General features: G+C 77.4%; 1 protein-coding gene. It reads right to left on the reverse strand.

Annotation, left to right across the window (positions count from 1 at the left end):
- On the reverse strand, window positions 1-784 hold a 784-nt coding region (locus KS423_RS46540; protein WP_224285668.1), incomplete at both ends, for a DUF4139 domain-containing protein.

The following is a 784-nucleotide window of genomic DNA, read 5'->3' on the forward strand; positions in this document are numbered from 1 at the left end:
CGGGGGCTCGCGCCAGCCGGAGGGCGGCGGGGCGGGCTGGCTGCGGCCGATCCGCAGCGAGGCGAGCCGGGGCAGGTCGGTGCGGCGGTCGAGGTCGGCGGTGGACAGGGCGAGGCGCACGCCGGTCCAGTCCTCGCCGGTGCGCTGGGCGACGGCGGCGCGCAGGACCAGGTGGGCGGTGTCGGAGCCGGTCCGGTAGGACAGCCGGTAGGCGGGCACCCAGCGGGCGGCGGGGACGCCGTACTCCAGTTCCACGTCGAGGTGGTCACTGCCGGGGGCGGTGCCGTCGGCGGTGCCTGCGGTGGTGAGCGTGAGCAGGACGGTGGTGCTGGTCCCGACCGGCTCGGCCCGGTCGGCGGTGGACGCCCTCTCCAGTCGGTCGGCGGCCACGTCGCGCTCGTGGTCGGCGAGTTCGAGCTCCTGGGTGAGCTCCTCGGCGTGCTTCTGGAGCCGGGCCAGCCGCTTGTCGACGAAGTCGGCGAGCTCCAGCCAGGCGTCGGCGGGCGTGCGGCGCAACGGCTCGTCGCGGCGGCGCTGCGGCGGGACGGCGCGCAGCGCGGCGGTCTCGGCGATTGTGGCCAGGACCAGCCGGAGGCGCTCGGCGAGCGCGCTGCGGTGCTCGGCCGCATCGTCCAACGCCCGCTTCAGGTACGGGAGTTCGTCCGGTTCACGGAGTTCGGCGAGCAGCTCCAGCCGGGCCTCGGTGACGGCGGCTCCGGCCGGTCCGGCGAGCACCCGGGCGCGCAGCGAGCGGCCGTCCAGGGCGGCGGGCAGGCCGGTCAGC

This window comes from Streptomyces sp. LS1784 (genome assembly GCF_020103755.1).
Lineage (GTDB): Bacteria > Actinomycetota > Actinomycetes > Streptomycetales > Streptomycetaceae > Kitasatospora.